The organism is Faecalicatena contorta (assembly GCF_001404335.1).
GTDB classification, from domain to species: Bacteria; Bacillota; Clostridia; order Lachnospirales; family Lachnospiraceae; genus Faecalicatena; species Faecalicatena contortus_B.
In genome coordinates this window covers 94,367-112,011 of sequence record NZ_CYZU01000006.1, presented here as the reverse complement: position 1 = coordinate 112,011, position 17,645 = coordinate 94,367, and the positions used below count along the sequence as shown (strand labels likewise).

At 45.6% G+C, this 17,645-nt stretch carries 15 protein-coding genes and 1 pseudogene; all 16 read left to right on the top strand.

Features of this window, described 5'->3' with window-relative positions:
• The first annotated feature begins 100 nt into the window (after positions 1-100).
• The 16 genes and pseudogenes from ARB69_RS04780 (at position 101) to ARB69_RS04715 (ending at position 17,639) form a co-directional block, all read left to right on the top strand.
• Positions 101-406 carry a hypothetical protein gene (locus tag ARB69_RS04780; protein ID WP_002607887.1) on the top strand — a complete coding sequence of 102 codons (306 nt, stop codon included), beginning with the start codon at positions 101-103 and terminating at the stop codon, positions 404-406.
• Between the two features lie 9 nt (positions 407-415).
• The gene (locus ARB69_RS04775; RefSeq protein WP_055151459.1) at positions 416-691 is read left to right on the top strand and encodes a hypothetical protein; all 276 of its coding nucleotides are present in this window, start codon (positions 416-418) and stop codon (positions 689-691) included.
• Positions 692-822: 131 nt separating this feature from the next.
• Complete coding sequence (locus ARB69_RS04770; protein ID WP_002607885.1) at positions 823-1,419, top strand: hypothetical protein; 597 nt, start codon at positions 823-825, stop codon at positions 1,417-1,419.
• Between the two features lies 1 nt (position 1,420).
• Positions 1,421-2,113, top strand: coding sequence for a hypothetical protein (locus ARB69_RS04765; RefSeq protein ID WP_055151457.1), 693 nt, complete (start codon positions 1,421-1,423; stop codon positions 2,111-2,113).
• 12 nt (positions 2,114-2,125) lie between these two features.
• Entirely contained in the window at positions 2,126-2,350 is a 225-nt protein-coding gene (locus tag ARB69_RS04760; protein ID WP_003433202.1) for a hypothetical protein, read from the top strand.
• Positions 2,351-3,104: 754 nt separating this feature from the next.
• Positions 3,105-3,557, top strand: coding sequence for a TnpV protein (locus tag ARB69_RS28220; RefSeq protein ID WP_334291931.1), 453 nt, complete (start codon positions 3,105-3,107; stop codon positions 3,555-3,557).
• Between the two features lie 488 nt (positions 3,558-4,045).
• Entirely contained in the window at positions 4,046-10,378 is a 6,333-nt protein-coding gene (locus ARB69_RS04755; protein WP_334291932.1) for an LPD25 domain-containing protein, read from the top strand.
• A gap of 80 nt (positions 10,379-10,458) precedes the next feature.
• Positions 10,459-10,788, top strand: a complete 330-nt coding sequence (locus ARB69_RS04750; protein WP_032512170.1) for a DUF6664 family protein — start codon at positions 10,459-10,461, stop codon at positions 10,786-10,788.
• A gap of 1,409 nt (positions 10,789-12,197) precedes the next feature.
• Positions 12,198-12,275, top strand: a pseudogene (locus tag ARB69_RS28215) (SEC-C metal-binding domain-containing protein); the annotation flags it as partial.
• A 29-nt stretch (positions 12,276-12,304) separates the two neighbouring features.
• A complete protein-coding gene (locus ARB69_RS04740; protein ID WP_003433206.1) occupies positions 12,305-13,504 on the top strand; it encodes a hypothetical protein in 1,200 nt (399 codons plus the stop codon).
• A 79-nt stretch (positions 13,505-13,583) separates the two neighbouring features.
• Positions 13,584-14,567: a DUF3991 and TOPRIM domain-containing protein gene (locus tag ARB69_RS04735; RefSeq protein WP_003433207.1), complete on the top strand. Its 984-nt coding sequence runs from the start codon at positions 13,584-13,586 to the stop codon at positions 14,565-14,567.
• A 73-nt stretch (positions 14,568-14,640) separates the two neighbouring features.
• Entirely contained in the window at positions 14,641-14,934 is a 294-nt protein-coding gene (locus ARB69_RS04730; protein WP_002607879.1) for a hypothetical protein, read from the top strand.
• A 106-nt stretch (positions 14,935-15,040) separates the two neighbouring features.
• Positions 15,041-15,181 carry a DUF3789 domain-containing protein gene (locus ARB69_RS26610; protein ID WP_148484482.1) on the top strand — a complete coding sequence of 47 codons (141 nt, stop codon included), beginning with the start codon at positions 15,041-15,043 and terminating at the stop codon, positions 15,179-15,181.
• Positions 15,141-15,473 carry a plasmid mobilization protein gene (locus ARB69_RS04725; protein WP_032512172.1) on the top strand — a complete coding sequence of 111 codons (333 nt, stop codon included), beginning with the start codon at positions 15,141-15,143 and terminating at the stop codon, positions 15,471-15,473. The genes ARB69_RS26610 and ARB69_RS04725 overlap by 41 nt, the downstream gene beginning before the upstream one ends.
• Positions 15,473-16,882: a relaxase/mobilization nuclease domain-containing protein gene (locus tag ARB69_RS04720; protein ID WP_055151452.1), complete on the top strand. Its 1,410-nt coding sequence runs from the start codon at positions 15,473-15,475 to the stop codon at positions 16,880-16,882. The genes ARB69_RS04725 and ARB69_RS04720 overlap by 1 nt, the downstream gene beginning before the upstream one ends.
• Positions 16,824-17,639 (top strand): PcfB family protein, encoded by an 816-nt coding sequence (locus ARB69_RS04715; protein WP_055151450.1) that lies wholly within the window; start codon positions 16,824-16,826, stop codon positions 17,637-17,639. Before ARB69_RS04720 ends, ARB69_RS04715 begins: the two co-directional genes overlap by 59 nt.
• The last annotated feature ends 6 nt before the right edge of the window (positions 17,640-17,645 follow it).

Sequence of the window (17,645 nt, the reverse complement as noted above, 5' to 3'; positions counted from 1 at the left end):
TGCAGGCGGAGCCATCTGGCTGAACATCCGCCACAGAAATAAGAAGTGATCGTGGAGGGGCGGCAAAACATGCCGCTCCTTTCCTTTATGGAGGTATCCAATGGAAAATCTGAAAACCATGGAGGGCAAGATCAAAGCCATCCTGAAAAAAGACGAGGAAACCAGGGATGATGATATGCTGCTCTACCTGAAGGTGTGCAATGCCTATCTGAAAGATGCCGGGGCGATGCCTCTGGCTGAGGTCATGACGCAGTACAAATATCTTGGCTTGCCGAGTTTTGAGAGCGTATGCAGGATACGGAGAAAACTTCAGGCAAAGCACCCGGAGCTTGCTGGGAGCAGCCATGTGCGCCGTGTCCGTGCCAAAGGAGAAAAAGATTATCGCAGCTATGCGAAAGAATCGTGAGGTCTGCCTATGAATGAAGAAAAGCGCATCAATGCCGGTTATGAGATCATGGAAAGCTGTACCATCGGGAGTACGGAATTGGTGATCGGCCATAACCCGAAAGCCTCGAATCCGTATGTCTGCTGGTATTGCAAAAACGGAACGGATTATTTCTGGGGCTGCTATGTCAATGAACTTTCTGCGGCGAGGGAGAAACTGAATGAGCGGTATCAGACGGAATGCCGTCTGCCTTACAACAACCCTTCTTCCCCAAAGCAGAAAAGCGGTGATGACCGTGAACGGTAAAAAGAAGAAATATGACTGTACGACCTGCCCCTATCCCCGATATAAGGACAGGTCAATGATTTTCTGCGATGTCTGTATCCGAAAAATCTTAGACGAGCAGAACAGGAAAAAACAAAGAAAGGATGATGCTGATGAATGACGAGAAAAGGATGATCGGCAACTATGCTGTGGAACAGAGTATCCACATCGGAAAGAAAGAAGTTGTTTTCTGTGTCGATAAACGGGCGGAACATCCCTATGTAGTCTGCTACTGCGATTACAATAATCCGTTTTCCGCACCATGGCCAACCGACGCCGTAGGCACAGAGGATTATCTGGAAGCTATGCAGATTTTTTGTGATCGTGTGCAGACACAGATCGAACAGACACGAGCCGAACAGGAAAAATTCAAGTTTAACCCTACCCCCTTTACAGTCGCTGACTGTATTCCTGACATGAGGAATAAAAGCATTGTGGGCAAGGTGGTTGTGATCAATGCAGAACCGAAGCGATACGAATATCAGCACGCTGCTTACCAGCTTGTACTTGCGGAAGGCGGAAACGGTGCCACCGGCGGCAGAGGTCAGGCAGTCTTTGGTACCTGCCTTGCTACCGGCGAGCATAGCCGCTGGGAACGGTATGATGTCCTTGGTGAGATCAAGCCGGAGCGTATGCCCCAATGGGCCAAGGATGCCTTGAAAACTATCCAGAAAGAGCAAAAAGCGAAACACAGCCGGGAGGAACGTTGATATGGAAATCAGACCATTAACTGCGGCTGAACAAAATTATGTGTATTCACAGAGTTCTCAAATCAGCGGACAGACCGGCAATATTGGCCATTTGCGGGGCGATTTTGCTGACTCTGGATATGGTTTCTATACCATATGGTTTGATACCAGACCGCAATGGAAATCAGAAGAATTTAAGAATGAGCTTGATGAAGTAGTGAATACCCTGCGGGAAAATCACGGATTATTGCATAACCGATATGATATGAAGGCTTTCGCAAAGAGCTATCCTTCAAGTGCTTTGCAGGGAAATTACTGCACAGAATATGGGTTTCGGATGGACACGGAGAAATATGCCTTTTTATTCCGGTGCAATCCGACAAAGGGTGACTATAACTTCTATTGGTACTGTTATGTGAAAGAATGGCTGGACAGACATATGGAGAAAGTAGCACAAGGGATTCGATTTATTGATCCGCATTACAAAGAATTGTTCCGTATTCCTGACGGAGGGAAAATTATTCTTCATTTATCATGGGGCGAAACTGCGGAACGTTCCTGCCGCTTTATTGATGAATACCATACAGAGATCGACGGAAATATCTATCACATTTGTGAATTTGCCGAGCGTATGGAAAGAAACGGCCACACTTATGAACCCAAACCCCAGGAACCACCACATAAAACCGTCAGGCATAAAGAATATGAACGATAAGGAGGATAGATAATGGCGATCAACCAGAAAGCGGTCAAAGTCATCAATAAGATTCTGGACGCTGGTTTTACCGATGAAAAAGCAATCTCCGCCATGACGATGGACGATATTCTCTCTATCCAGGGCATTACCGTGGCGGATATTGCGCTCATCAATGAATTGCAGAAAAGCATAAAAGCAAACAGGGTGATTTCCTTTTTGACGGAGAGGACAAGGAATAATCCTGAAAATCAATAAGGAGGTGGAAATGAAATGGCTGCAAAGTATCAGCTGATTACCGAGCTGTATCGGCGCACAGAAATTGCGGTAGCTAAGAACCCGCAGACATGGCAGAACTTTCTTGCCGCTGCCTGCCGGAATTACAAATGCCGCTTTGACGAACAGCTCTTAATCTTTGCCCAGCGCCCGGATGCGGTTGCCGTGGCACAGCTTGAAACCTGGAACAAACAGTTCCGGCGCTGGGTAAATAAAGACAGCAAAGGGATTGCGGTATTTGACCCCAAAGGCCGCAGGAATACCCTGAAATATTACTTTGATGTGTCAGACACACACGAAGGTTATTACGGCAGCCGTCCTGTTCCGATATGGCAGATGGAAACCCGATACGAGCAGCCTGTGATGGAACGGCTTTCTGACAGGTTTGGAGAACTGGAAAGTACCGATCTTGCCTCTGCCCTGATGGAAACAGCGAAAAATGCCGTGGAAGATCATCTGCAGGACTATCTTTCACAGCTCAAAGATGTGACAGCGGACAGTTTCTTAGAAGAACTGGACGATTTGAATATTGAGGTCATGTACCAGCGGCTGGCCGTAAACAGTGTGGCATTTATGCTGGTCAGCCGCTGTGGTCTGGATACGGGCGAATACTTTGAACGTGAGGATTTTCAGGACATTGTGAACTTTAATACCCCTGCCACTATTAACGCCCTTGGTATTGCAACAAGTGACATTGCGGAAATGGCACTCCGGGAAATCTCACAAACGATCCGGGATGTGCAGGTGGCAGAAAAAACACAATCCCGCACCTTTGCGCAGGAAACACAATCTTCGTATGATAGAAGCAGAAAACAACCCGAAAGGAGCAATAATCATGGAGAACATCACATATACCCGTCAGGGGGATTATCTTATTCCCGACCTGACATTACCGACAGAGCCAGAACTTCCGCTTGGCAGATACGCATTGATGCACCGGGATTATCTGGAGCAGCACAAGAGAGTGACCTATCTCAACCTTCTGACACAGGGCAGGCTGAACGAGCATCTGTACCAGACGGAACAGACAGCGCTCCAGAGGCTGGAGCTTCTGACGAAGCAGCTGTCAGCCGAGCAGGGCGTGACGGAGGAACTGAAAGAGAAAGCACCGATGCAGTGGGTGGGAATGATGAACAACATTCGCAGTCAGGCGGAGGAGCTGATCCTGAACGAGCTGATCTACCGCTAAGCACAGCCAATGAAGAAGAAGTCATAGCCAATCTTCCTACCGTAGAGGAACAAATCGAACAGATTGCAGAAGCAGAGGACGAAAAATCCTCTGCTTTTTCTGTTTCACAGGAAGATATTGACTCTGTCCTGGTAAGAGGAAGCGGCTTTGAAAATGGCAAGTACCGTATCTACCGTCAATTTCAGAAGCATGAGGATAAGAAAGCCAACATTGCCTTTCTTAAAAATGAGTACGGCACCGGCGGCGGTACGCACAGTTATCCCGATGGGACACAGGGCGGGACATGGCATGACAGTAAAGGGATCGGAATTGAAAAGCATGGTTCCTATACCAACCCCGACCTTGTACTTTCGTGGTCAAAAGTAGAAAAACGGATCAGGGAACTGATTCAAAATGACCGCTATTTCAATGCCAAGGAAAAAGACCACTATCCTGAATTCCTGGAAAGTGTGGAAGCTCCCCAGTATGAAATTGATGCACAGCGGAAAATGGCAAGGCAGCGTTTTATTGATGCTCACCGTGAGCTTCCGCCTGCGGATAAGAGAGATACCCTTTCTTTGCGGCTGTCTGATTTTATCCGTGATCTGGATCATTACGAAAAGGATCTGCTCAAAGAAGTGGATCGTGCCGATCTTGCCGATGTTCCTGCCGAACAGATGGAGCAGCTTCTTTCAGAGCCTGCCACTGTCCAGCAGCTGCTTGATTTTCTGACGAAAGTGCAGAGGCAGACTGTCAGCGTTTACAGCCGGAGCAATGCATGGCGCTTTTCCCAGGAACTTCTGGAACTTCACCCTGTCCGCTACCTCTATCACGAGGGAGATACGGTGTATCTGGGAGCAGATAAATATGAAGTATCTGCCTTTGATGAAACTGCTGTATCCCTTCAAAATCCTGAATTTCCCCTGTTCGGGAAAGAAATGAGCCGGACGGATTTTGAAGAAAAGCTCCGTGAAAATCCTGCCAATGACCACCTGAAGGTCATCATTACAGAAATGCAGGACAAGGAAACACCTGCCGAAACAAAGCCTGACCGTCTGGTATTTTCTATTGGCTTTTCAGAACACCCCGCCTTTTATGACCGGGAACTGAAGGATCGATACACCGACCTGAGCTTTGCCCTTGGCAATTATCTTCTGGGTGTTTTGGACGAGAAGCAGCACCGGGAAAGACAGGCGGAAGAAAATCATGTTGGATGGTATCACAAGACCGATTTTGAGATTACGGCCACTATCGGCGGCGAGGATTTTCACTATGAGGGACGCTTTGACATTGGAGATGGCGAGGGCGATCTGATTGCCCATATCAAAAACTTCTATGAATACTCCCTTTCCCCCAACTGTCCATTTATTCCCGAATGGAAGAAACAGGGCGAGGATTTCTATCGTGAGAAACTAGAGAGCCTGCAATGGGGACGAGATGTATTCCTTCCCTATCTGGAACAGCATAAGACGCTGACGCCAGAGGACGAGAAGCTCTTTGCGGAAATCATGTCAACCGAAAATGACTGGTTCCGTGTCCCGGAGGACAAGAATACAAGCCTTGCCGGGCGTTTGGTGGACTTCATTGAGGAAGTTGATCCATATGAGTATCAGGACACCTTGGAAGTTGGAGAAACCAAAGAGGATGCTATTCAGAAAATCGAGGCAGATTTAGCTGATCCGGCGCATGTGCAAAGTTATGTGGAACAGCTGACGCAGTGGCAGGAAGAATTGGAGGATGAAGAACAAAAAGAGATCTGCAGACAGCTTATTGCTGAATTGCAGCCCATTGCCAGACAGGAAGAAAAAGAACAAGATGGAGTTTCACAGGATTCTTCCGACCTGATCGGTAAGGAAATCGTGATCGACAACCGAAGATACCGGATTGAACGTGTAGGAGAAATCAGCGGTGATGTGTCTATGCGTGACATCACGTTCCAGAACCATGTTGGTTTCCCGATCAATCGTGTGGAAAAAATCAGTTATATCCGCAGGCTTTTGGAGCAGCCACAGCCAGAGCTTTCCTCGGAAGAACACACAGACAAATCCGCTGCGCCTTCTTCTGACCGGCACAATTATCGGATTACGGAAGATACTTTAGGTGTCGGCGGTGCAAAAGAAAAATTCAGAAACAACATGGCAGCCATCCATCTGCTCCATGAGCTGGAACTGGAAAATCGTCTTGCTACACCCGAAGAACAGGAAGTCCTTGCCCGTTATGTTGGCTGGGGCGGCCTATCCATGGCCTTTGACGAGAACAATGCTGCCTGGGCAGAAGAATTTAAGGAGCTGAACGCCAGCCTCTCCCCGGAAGAATACCGGGCAGCTATGGAGTCCACTCTGACAGCGTTCTATACCCCGCCGGTTGTCATCAAAGCCATGTACGAAGCACTTGACCATATGGGATTTTCCGGCGGTACGATTTTGGAACCGTCCTGCGGAACCGGCAATTTCTTTGGCCTGATCCCGGATGGTATGGCAGGCTCAACGCTTCACGGTGTAGAAATCGACTCTCTTACGGGAAGAATTGCAAAGCAGCTTTACCAGAAAGCCAGCATTGCCATTGAGGGATTTGAGCAGACGAGGCTTCCCGATGACCACTTTGATGTCGTTGTCGGCAATGTGCCGTTTGGCGATTTTAAGGTCAATGACAGCCGTTACAACGCCCAGAAATTCCTGATCCACGATTATTTCTTTGCGAAAGCATTGGATAAAGTCCGCAGCGGCGGCGTAGTGGCCTTTATCACTTCCAAGGGAACGATGGACAAAACAAGCCCGGAGGTGCGGAAATATATCGCACAAAGGGCGGAACTTTTAGGAGCCATCCGCCTGCCGAACAATACGTTCCGTGCCAATGCAGGGACAGAAGTCACCAGTGACATCCTCTTTTTGCAAAAGCGTGACCGCATTGCAGATGTGGAACCGGATTGGGTACACCTGGATACCGATGAGAACGGGATCACGATGAACCGCTATTTTGTACAGCACCCGGAAATGATCCTGGGCGAAATGAAAATGGAAAGTACCCGTTTTGGTTTTGACTCTGTCTGTAAGGCATACAAAGACATTCCACTTGCAGACCTGTTAAGCAAAGCTGTCCAGAACATTCAGGGAGAAATCCCGGAGTATGAAAAAGGGATTGATGAAATCTCGGATGAGCCGGACGCTTCTGTTCCTGCCGACACAAATGTGCGCAATTTTTCCTTTACCATGGTGGATGGAAAAGTCTACTTCCGGGAAAATGACCGCATGACCCCGGCCACAGTATCTATGACCGCAGAGAGCCGCATCAAGGGATTGATCCAGATCCGTGACTGTGTCAGAAAGCTCATCGAGTATCAGACGGAGGATTATCCAGAAGAAATGATACGCACCGAACAGGAAAACCTGAACCGGCTGTACGATGCGTTTTCCCAAAAATACGGGCTGATCAACAGCCGTGGCAACTATCTGGCCTTTGCATCAGACGAAAGCTACTTCCTGTTATGCTCTTTGGAAGTGCTGGATGATGAGGGCAATTTCAAACGAAAAGCAGATATGTTCACGAAGCGGACGATCAAGCCCCACCGGGAAGTTACTTCTGTGGAAACGGCCAGTGAAGCCCTTGCCCTTTCGATTGGGGAAAAAGCGCTTGTTGACCTGCCTTATATGGAGCAGCTTACAGGCAAACCCCAGGAGGAACTGGTACAGGATTTGCAGGGCGTGATCTTCCGTATCCCTGTTTCGGAACCGGCAAAATATGTGACTGCTGACGAATATCTGTCCGGCAATGTGCGGACAAAACTTTTAAGCGCACAGGCTGCGGCAAAGGAAGATCCAGCGTATGAAATCAATGTAGAAGCCTTAAAGCAGGTGATCCCCAAAGACCTGTCAGCGGCAGAAATCTCCGTCCGTCTGGGTACCACCTGGATACCGCAGGAGGATATTCAGCGGTTTGTTATGGAGCTTCTTACCCCTTCCAGCTATGCGGCAGGAAGAATCCGAGTGCGCTACACCCCAATGAATGGCGACTGGTTTATTGAAAATAAGAGCTCCGATTTCGGAAATGTCAAGGCGGACAGCACCTATGGTACAAAAAGGGCTTCCGCCTATCGTATTATTGAGGACACCTTAAACCTGCGTGATACCCGTATTTTTGATTATGTGTATGATGAAAACGGAAATAAAAAAGCCGTATTCAATGCCAAAGAAACCACGGCAGCGCAGGCAAAGCAGGAAGCAATCAAACAGGCATTTCAGGATTGGATCTGGAAAGACCCGGCACGCAGGAGCCGACTGGTGCGGTATTACAACGACACGTTCAATTCCGTCCGCCCCCGTGAGTATGACGGAAGCCATATCGTATTTGGCGGTATCAGCCCGGAGATCACACTCCGGCCCCATCAGGTCAATGCCATTGCCCATATCCTGTATGGCGGCAACACACTCCTTGCCCACAAGGTGGGCGCAGGAAAGACCTTTGAAATGGTTGCTGCGGCACAGGAAAGCAAACGCCTTGGATTATGCAATAAGTCGATGTTCGTTGTTCCCAATCATCTTGTGGGGCAATGGGCTTCCGAGTATCTCAGGCTGTACCCAAGTGCCAATATCCTTGTAACCCGCAGGCAGGATTTTGAGACGGGCAACCGGAAAAAGTTCTGTTCCCGCATTGCCACCGGCGATTACGATGCGGTCATTATCGGGCATAGTCAGTTTGAGAAAATCCCTATGAGTATTGAGCGGCAGAGAGAACAGCTTCAGCGCCAGCTCGATGACATTGAGCGTGGGATTGATGATGTGAAGGCAAGCAAAGGCGAACAGTTCACGGTCAAGCAGCTGATGAAAACCAGAAAGGCGATTCAGGCAAAACTGGATAAGCTCAATGACACCAAGCGAAAGGATACAGTTATTGATTTTGAACAGCTCGGCATCGACAGGCTCTTTATTGATGAGAGCCATTTTTATAAGAACCTGTATCTTTATACCAAGATGCGAAATGTAGGCGGGATCGCCCAGACGGAAGCCCAGAAATCCAGCGACCTTTTTATGAAGTGCCGCTATCTGGATGAAATCACAGGCAACCGGGGAACGATCTTTGCCACGGGAACCCCGATCAGCAACTCCATGGTCGAGCTGTATTCGGTACAGCGCTACTTGCAGTATGATGCGCTTTTACGGAATGGTTTGCAGCATTTTGACAGCTGGGCATCCACCTTTGGTGAGACAGTCACCGCTCTGGAGCTGGCTCCGGAGGGAACCAATTACCGGGCGAAAACCCGCTTTGCCAAGTTTTTCAACCTGCCGGAGCTGATGCTGATGTTCCGGGAGGTGGCGGATATTCAAACCGCCGATATGCTGAAGCTCCCTGTTCCGACGGTCAAGTACCACAACATCAAGACCAAGCCAAGTGAAATCCAGACGGAACTGGTCGCTTCTCTTGCCAAACGAGCAGAAAAAGTCCGTGCAAGGCTTGTGGAGCCGAATGTGGACAACATGCTCAAGATTACCAACGATGGTCGAAAACTTGCCCTTGACCAGAGGATGATCGACCCCATGTTGCCGGATGATCCCAACAGCAAGGTGAATGCCTGTGTGGACAACGTGTATCGTATTTGGGAAGAATATGCGGATACGAAAGCAACCCAGCTGGTGTTCTGCGACCTGTCTACCCCGAAAAATGACGGGACTTTTAATGTCTATGATGACATCCGGGAAAAGCTGATCGCCCGTGGCATCCCTGCCGAACAGATACGGTTTATCCATGAAGCTACCAGTGACGCACAGAAAAAGGAACTGTTTGCAAAGGTCAGAAGCGGCGAAGTCCGTGTGCTGCTGGGTTCAACCCCTAAGATGGGCGCAGGTACCAATGTACAGGACAGACTCATTGCCATTCATAATCTGGATTGCCCGTGGCGTCCATCCGATCTGGAACAGCGCCAGGGACGTATTGAGCGCCAGGGAAACATGTTCCCGGAAGTTCAGGTTTACCGTTATGTGACGGAGCAGACCTTTGATGCTTATCTCTATCAGCTGGTGGAATCGAAGCAGAAATTTATCTCCCAGATCATGACCAGCAAAAGTCCTGTCCGCTCTGCGGAAGATGTGGATGAGGTGGCCCTTTCCTTTGCGGAAGTCAAAATGCTTGCCACAGGGGACGAGCGTTTCAAGGAAAAAATGGACTTAGACATTCAGGTTTCCAAGCTCAAAGTGCTGAAACAAAGCTATCTATCCGAGCATTACGACCTTGAGGACAGGATACTGAAATATTTCCCGCAGACCATTAAGGAATGTGAACAGCGGATTGTCTGCTATGAAGCCGATGCTTCCCTTGCCCGGCAGCATCAGCCGCAGGGTGAAGAAAAGTTCTGTCCGATGACCGTAAAAGGAATCACTTATACGGAGAAAGCAGCCGCAGGAGAGATGCTTCTTGCGGTTTGTAAAGAATATCCGATGGCAGAGCCTGCGGAAATCGGCAGCTATCGTGGGTTCAAACTGGAAGTTTTCTATGATACCTTCAATGCCCATTACTGTTTATATCTTTGCGGAAAGGCAAAGCACAAAGTAGATTTAGGTACTGATCCACTGGGTAACCTGACCCGAATTGAAAATGAGCTTGCGAAAATTCCTGCAAAACTGGAAGCCGCAAAAATCAAAAAAGCAGAAACGATGGAACAGCTTGAAACCGCTAAAATTGAGGTGGAAAAGCCGTTTGGCTTTGAAGATGAACTGAAAGAGAAATCAGAACGGCTCAATGCCCTCAACATCGAGCTGAATTTAGATCAGAAAGATCCCGCTGTGCTTGATGCAGAGCCGGAGCAAAGTGAGGAACCGCCCGAAAGAAAATGCGCAAGCCGGGAGAGATAAATTCCCTTTTTGCACATTTGTATTGCATAAATATGGGCAGTATAATAAGTGTAGAATTGAAACTATCGGAGGTGAGAGCGGTGTCTGACGAGTTCAGATTTGAAACCTTTGTAGATACCCACAGCAATATCTTTCGTGAATATCTAAGCTCCGTGATTGCGAAACTGCCGGAAAGCAATGAGGACTACCGTGCCATTCAGGAACAGATGGAAGCGATATTTCAACAATATCCCAAAGTGCTGGAGGCTGTTGATACCGAAACCGCAGCGGAATTATCCCAGCAGGAATGTGCGGCTCTGATCAAGGTTATGGAGCTAAGAAACAATCTTACAGATATTGAAATGCAGACGGTTTACTTCCGTGGCTGCTACGATAGCGTTGGGTATCTGAAAAAAGCAGGAATTTTATAACAGTCTGATTGAAAAAGGCGATATTGGCAAGGAGCTGATATCGTCTTTTACATATAGGAGCATATAGATATAAGTTATAGAAAAAATATCAGAAAATTGCTATAATTATAAAAATGGGAAGGAGGTAAAATATGGTTAATAATGTGTTTATTCAGTGTAATGCTTGTAAAATGAGGATAAACCTTCGCATTCAGATGGGATTATTTGATATTCCCTTTCATGTTCATTGCCCTAAGTGTCATTCAACAATATCTGGAAAAGTTTTTGTAGAAGATAATAATATCAATGTAGAGAATGCTGATATTATAAAATGTGATGATAAGGAATTTTATTCAGTTGAATTATCAGCAGAATTCCCTACCAGAAAAGCAATTCACAAAAAAATAGATGAAATTGAATTATCTCCATATATGCGAAATTTTTTTCTTTATGGAGGCGAAGAAAAGGCAATAGAGGAAACCCAAAAAACCATGGATTTTGCTAATTTTGTTAAGTCTGGCTTGAGTGAGATGAAACAAAATTTTGAATTGTTTTGGAATGACCAAGATAGGATACTTTTTGAAAGGGTTACGAATACGATTAAACAGTACCCTTACATTCCCTTTTCAGAAGTAAAGAACAATTTTGATGCGGCAGTAGCTTTGCACCAGCTTTTACTAACCACAACAGGCATATCAATTATTATCGGAAAAGATACTTTAGGCGAATATACAAAAATAGGGAAATTAGTAATTGGGGATAGAAGTCGTTTTAACCAGATTAGTGCATTTATTGACAGTGGCAAGGTTGATTTAAATACTATTGAAAAAAAGGGCTTTAAACTAATTGAGTTATTTGCTAAAGTATACGAGCAATTGATTCCCGTAATAGCTCTTAAAAATGGAGATTGCCTTGGAAATGTTGATAAAAATCAGCTGGGTATCATGACCGCTAATTTCGATGAGCTGACAGATTTTTATGCCAAGAGTTATGAATGGATATTTGATAATCTTAAATTGATTTTAGGTCTGAATAACATTTTTGTTCGGAATGATTCAACAAAGTGTGTAAATGGTAAGTTATACCAAGATTTTATTAAGGAATCTAATGGGAATAAACTGAAAAATGGGTATATAGACGAAAAAGAACCATTTAGCAAACCTATTAATAGTTTGAATAATCGAGTTAGAAACGCTATTCAACATTTTGATAGTGATATTGACTATGAAACACAATTGATTACTTTTAATGACAGAAACAAGTCTGTTGATTTGTATTTAATAGACTTTGCGGATTTATGTATAGAAAATTTCCGCATAATGTTTTATGTGTTAGAGTTAGTATATAATTTAAGAAAAGTCGATTTTATACAAAGGGGGATTGCTCCAAGCTTTGTTGCAAGTAAAATAAGAATGGATGAGCAACAGCACAAAAAAAAGAAAATCGGAAGAAACGAACCTTGTCCTTGTGGTAGTGGAAAAAAATACAAACGCTGTTGTGGTAAATAATAGGATTTTATGTATTAGGAGATATAAGTGTGGATTATGATTTCAAATGGATTCGTCCCAATATGTCATTATATCATATAGATAAAAACTGCCCATTTCCAATAACATTATTAAACAGTGGCGATTTGGCAGATGATTTTAATAAATATGCAGAAGATTTTTTTTATGCGGCAGAGAGCGTAATTCATTATTTGGGTGAAGAAGCAGCTGAAAGAGGTGATATAGCAAAACTTGATTTGTGGTATTTTGCTATGGTTTATTTGTACAGGCAAAGCATAGAACTTCTTTTGAAAGCAAATATATTTAAGCTTGTTATATCTGACCAAGATAGAAAGCGAATCATTGGAGATGTTCGTCACGACCTCAAGCAAGGGTATGATAAACTATTGCAATTAAAAAATTTAGAAGAAACAAATAATGCCAATGCTAATTGGTTACGGAAATATTTAGCGGATATTTCTCGTATTGATAAAGAATCAGATATGTTTCGATACCCTTTCGGTAATAACTTAAATGTATTATTCGATAGGCAGACCCACATTTCTTTGGTAGCAACTCATGATAATATGAACAAAGCTTATAATGTTTTAAGTGAGATGTATAAAACAGGATGCTTTTCAGAACAAGAATACGAGGCATACTCCCCAAAACTAATTATTGAGGGAGGACATTATTATCAGCAAAGTGTTGTAGGCTATAAATTTGCCCAACATTCTTTTTATCCCTATTATTCGTCGTATGAAAAAGTAGGAAATTTTTTGAGAGAAAAGATCTTGAATGACAATAAAAAAGAATTATTCATGCCAATGTGCTATATGTATCGCAATGCAGTTGAGCTTGGGTTAAAAAGGATAATTATTGAAGACAGCCACATAGATAGGACAAGAGCATTAAAAATACTGCAACGGAAAAAGCATAGCATTCTGGGACTTTGGAATAGTATTGTTGATGAAGTTGACAAATATTCAAATGCACCAAACGATGATACAACATTAAATGATACAACAAAGTATATTCAGGCATTTCATGATTTTGATCAAAGTTCTGATTTGTTTAGGTATCCATGCAATAAAAAGTTACAGATATACTTTTCGAAAGAAAGGACATTAGATATAGAAAATGTATCATCCTGCTTTGTGGAATTATGTAATTTCCTGGATGCTGTTGACAGTATGTTAAGTGCAATTAAGGATTATGAAGCAGAAATGGCAAGTTACTACGATTATTAGATGAGATTTTTACATAGCCGAGAGGTTTTCATTACGAAAATCCCTCGGCTTTTTCTATTTCAGGAGGTGATTGTATTGAATGAAAAGTAACAGATCCTATGTACAGCTTGACCCTGCTGTGATTGAGCAGGCACGGCAGATGGACTTGCTTTCCTACTTGCAGAGGTATGAACCAGACAATCTGAAGCATGTGGCGAGGAATGTTTACTGTACCAGAGAACACGACAGTCTGAAGATTTCCAATGGCAAATGGTACTGGTGGTCAAGAGGTTTTGGCGGTGTTTCTGCCCTGGACTATCTGATCAAAGTCAAGGAATACAGCTTTGTAGAAGCCGTGGAAGCTCTGGCAGGTATTACCGCAAGTTGGAGTCCGCCGCCTGTTTCTGCACCCAAAGAGGAACCCAAGGTGCTTCTTCTGCCACCCAGGAATAAAAACTGTGACCGAGTGACCCAGTATCTTTTCGGACGTGGCATTGATTTTCAGATCATTCAGGAGTGCATTGCAGACGGTACGATTTATGAAAGTGCCAGGTATCACAATGTTGTTTTTATCGGCAAGGATGAAAGCGGAACCCCTAAGTATGCAGCCTATCGTGGTACGATGGCCAGCTCCTTTAAGGGCGATGCATCGGGAAGTGACAAGCGGTACTCTTTTCGCCTTCTGGCAAGAGAGCCTTGCCAGTCGGTGCATCTGTTTGAAGCAGCCATTGATTTACTCTCCTATGCGACCCTGCTCAAATGTGAAGGTAAGGACTACAAAAAAGAAAATCTGCTTTCTCTTTCGGGTGTATATCAGCCAAAGAAAGAGATAAAAGACAGCAAAATCCCCATTGCCCTCTCCACTTTTTTGAAGGTAAATCCACAAGTAAAGACCATTTTTCTGCATCTGGACAATGACAAAACAGGCAGGCTCTGTACTGCCGCCTTAAAAGAATTGTTGCAGAAAGACTACCAGATCGTTGATGATCCCCCGCCTGTTGGCAAGGATTTCAACGATTTTTTATTGTCCTATTTAGGAATTGCAAGGCCAAATCGGAGCCATGAAAGGAGGGATGCCCGTTGATTGTCCACTGATTTGCAGAAGGAAACACCACGGCATTGAAATTAAATTGAACAAAGAAAGCGAGGAAAATTCATTGAAAAAATTTAAGGTTACTCTGACTGGACACTATCAAAAGACCATTTCCGTTTATGCGGAAACCCCGGAACAGGTAAAAGAAAAGACAGAAACCATCCTGTTTGACACTGACCTGATCGACTTTTCGGATGAGGATTTCATTGGCGGTGAAGCTGTCGTCACCGTAGACCGGGAGGACGGTCTTGAAGAATCGGTCGAGGAAGAAACGGATGAGGACGACTGCTGTTCGGGCTGCCCGTACTTCTGTTCCGTTTGCGGAGAATGTGTGTACGAGGACGAGTGCGAAGAGTGATGTCTTACCAAGCACTGAATTTGGTTATCCAGAAATCTTCTGGATGCCAAATTCGCTTGTTAGGGGGGCAGCCCCTAATACCCCGGCAAAGGAAAGGAGTTTAAGAATGAGTGAATTTATTGCGTTTACCATGGGCGGAATTTTCGGCGTTGTACTGATGTGCTGCCTGCAGATCAACCGGCTCTATGCCAGAAAGGATGTGGAAAATGAGAAACCGAAGCGTACAGATCCTGTTTCGTCTGAATGAGGAAGAAGCACAGTATCTCTATGAGCTTGTAAAAAAATCCGGCCGCTCCAAAGAAGCGTTCCTGCGGGAAATGGTCAAGGGCTACCGACTTTGTGAAAAGCCTGATCCTGAATTTTATAAGATCATGCGGGAACTGTCTGCTATCGGCAACCGTATCAACCAGCTTGCCGCAAAAGCCAATGCCTTGGGATTTGTGGACGCCCCTATGCTTTCACAGGAAGCAAAGAAGTGGCATGAGTTTCAGGTGGATGTCCGAAAAAAATATCTGCTTCCCCAAAGGCAATCAGGATAATGGCAGTCTGTGAGATCTGGGATGTACGGGGCAGGCTTGACCATCCGATTGACTACGCTGAAAACCCGGAAAAGACTGCCAATCCCAATTATTCGGGAACAGACCTTCAGGCTTTGGTGGATGTGATGGAATATGCGACCAATCAGGATAAGACGGAGCAGCGTTTTTTTGTCACGGGTGTCAACTGTGACCCTGCCTCTGCCAGAGAGGAAATGATGATCGCCAAAGAACAGTGGAATGATGAAAGTGAGATCATCTGCTATCACGGGTTCCAGAGTTTTAAATCGGGAGAGGTCACGCCCAAACAGGCACACGAAATCGGTGTCAGACTTGCCCAGCGGATGTGGGGCGACAGATTTCAGGTAATCGTTGCTACTCATCTGAATACGGATTGCCTGCACAATCACTTTGTTGTGAACTCGGTTTCTTTTATGGACGGGAAACATTACCACGACAACAAAGCCAATCTTCGATTGCTTCGCCAGCGTTCCGATGAGCTGTGCCGGGAATATGCCCTTTCGGTCATAGAACATCCAAGCGGCAGAAAGAAACCCTATGCGCTTTATCAGGCGGAAAAGAATGGGATGCCCACACGGGACAACGTGGCAAGGCAGGCAGTGGATGAAGCGATCAGCAAGTCCTTTACCCTGAAAGACTTTGATCGTCAGATGGCGGAAATGGGATACCATGTCCGATTTGATCCGAACCGAAAATACTGGACGATCATAGGGAAAGGAGGGAAGCGCCCCAAGCGGCTTTACAAGCTGGGAGAAGATTATACCAACGAGAGGATTATGGAGCGCATCCGGGAAAATTCCTATGCCGTTAAGTTTTCCCGGTTTGCCGGGCCGCAAAAACCAATCCCGGTGTACCGCCTGAAAGGAACTCTGAATGGAGCAAAGAAAATCGGCGGGCTGCGGGGGCTGTATCTGCATTATTGCTACAAGCTCGGTATTCTTCCGAAAAACAGAAAACAGAATTATGCAAGGCTTCATTATCTTTTAAAGGATGACCTGATGAAGATGGAAGCTATATCGCAGGAAACAAGGCTGCTTTGCCGGAATCGCATTGATACGGTAGAGCAGCTTTGTTCTTATAAGGAATCTTTGGAAACGGAAATGGCTGCCCTGCTTCAAAAGCGCAAGGGACTTTATTCTCAATCCCGCAAGATGGGCGGTGAAGAAAAGGAAGCGATACGGTCACAGCTTTCCGATCTTTCCAAACGATTGCGAGAAATCCGAAAGGAGGTGAAACTGTGCGAGGGGATCGAGGCCCGTAACGATACCCTCAAGGAAAAGCTGAAAACCATACGGGCGGATGAAGAACAGCAAAGAAAGGAGCTGATGACGAATGAACACAAGCGGCGAAGCGGCAGAACAGATCGTCCGAATGAGCTTGGAGGGATTTGAAGTCGCCGCCAGGATTACCGGTGCTGGTGCGAAAAACATTGCGATCCTTTTGTATTCGATTCTCAAAGAAGAAAAGAAAACCAAAGGCAAGGCAAGACTCACCAACATGCTGCGCTCTGGAAAGGAACTGAAAGTCTTTACCGTCAAGAATGGTGATTTGAAGAAGTTCACACAGGAAGCCAAGAAATACGGTGTGCTCTACTGTGTGCTTGCTGACCGAAAAAACAAAGATCCAAATGCCGAGGTAGATGTGATCGCCCGTGCGGAGGATGCATCCAAGATCAGCCGTATTGCGGAGCGCTTCAAACTGGCATCGGAAAGCACGGCTTCTATTGTGACGGAAAAAGAAAAGTCCAAAGATACGAAGGACGGCCAGCCGGAGCCAGACATCGGAGTACAGGAAAAGGCAGAGAAAGATAAACTTCTTGACGCACTGATGGGTGCGCCGGTTCAGAAGGTGGAACATGCCCCGGAAAACCCCTCAGTGGCAAAGACCGAAAAATCCCCTCAGTCCGAGCCTATCTTAGAGCAGCCAAAGAAGTCCGCAGAGGGGGCTACTATGACTAAGGAAAAACCTTCTGTCAGAGAGGAACTGCGGAAAATCAAAGAGAGCCGTAAGGAGAAGGAAGCGGAGACTTCCCCTTCCCTGGACAAAAGCTCTGCTTCCGACAAAGCAAAGAAATCGCCAGCAGGAAAAACAGAGCATAAACAGCCGCCAAGGCGGAAAAAGAAACCCAAATCCAAAGAAACGAGGTAAATGATA

Coding starts and splice junctions, on each gene's coding strand:
- ARB69_RS04775 (WP_055151459.1), top strand. CDS start 416: ATGAATGAAGAAAAGCGCATCAATGCCGGTTATGAGATCATGGAAAGC.
- ARB69_RS04770 (WP_002607885.1), top strand. CDS start 823: ATGAATGACGAGAAAAGGATGATCGGCAACTATGCTGTGGAACAGAGT.
- ARB69_RS04715 (WP_055151450.1), top strand. CDS start 16,824: ATGAACACAAGCGGCGAAGCGGCAGAACAGATCGTCCGAATGAGCTTG.
- ARB69_RS28220 (WP_334291931.1), top strand. CDS start 3,105: ATGTGCAGGTGGCAGAAAAAACACAATCCCGCACCTTTGCGCAGGAAA.
- ARB69_RS04780 (WP_002607887.1), top strand. CDS start 101: ATGGAAAATCTGAAAACCATGGAGGGCAAGATCAAAGCCATCCTGAAA.
- ARB69_RS04755 (WP_334291932.1), top strand. CDS start 4,046: ATGGCAAGGCAGCGTTTTATTGATGCTCACCGTGAGCTTCCGCCTGCG.
- ARB69_RS04725 (WP_032512172.1), top strand. CDS start 15,141: ATGAGAAACCGAAGCGTACAGATCCTGTTTCGTCTGAATGAGGAAGAA.
- ARB69_RS04765 (WP_055151457.1), top strand. CDS start 1,421: ATGGAAATCAGACCATTAACTGCGGCTGAACAAAATTATGTGTATTCA.
- ARB69_RS04720 (WP_055151452.1), top strand. CDS start 15,473: ATGGCAGTCTGTGAGATCTGGGATGTACGGGGCAGGCTTGACCATCCG.
- ARB69_RS04735 (WP_003433207.1), top strand. CDS start 13,584: ATGAAAAGTAACAGATCCTATGTACAGCTTGACCCTGCTGTGATTGAG.
- ARB69_RS26610 (WP_148484482.1), top strand. CDS start 15,041: ATGAGTGAATTTATTGCGTTTACCATGGGCGGAATTTTCGGCGTTGTA.
- ARB69_RS04760 (WP_003433202.1), top strand. CDS start 2,126: ATGGCGATCAACCAGAAAGCGGTCAAAGTCATCAATAAGATTCTGGAC.